This window comes from Pseudomonas sp. SIMBA_068 (assembly GCF_046534705.1).
GTDB classification, from domain to species: Bacteria; Pseudomonadota; Gammaproteobacteria; order Pseudomonadales; family Pseudomonadaceae; genus Aquipseudomonas; species Aquipseudomonas putida.
Window position 1 is genome coordinate 1 of the sequence record NZ_JAWRYI010001908.1, and the last position, 228, is coordinate 228.

Annotated in this window: 1 pseudogene; it reads right to left on the reverse strand. The window is 47.4% G+C overall.

The features are described from left to right. Nucleotides 1-228: pseudogene (locus SB756_RS36425) on the reverse strand (bifunctional heptose 7-phosphate kinase/heptose 1-phosphate adenyltransferase); the annotation flags it as partial.

The window sequence follows — 228 nt, forward strand, 5'->3', positions numbered from 1 at the left end:
CGCCACCTTTTACTAAAATATCAGGGCTAATTTGCTCGATTAATTTAGCGGGTGTGTCGTTTTCCTCAGCTCTGCCAAAGGGAATCACCCAATCAACAGAGGCAAGTGCACTTAATACCATTGCGCGCTCATCAAGCGGGTTTATCGGGCGCTCGGGGCCTTTTAAGCGAGTGATTGAATCATCATTATTTAGCCCAACAACGAGTCTATCTCCGCGCGCTTTAGCTT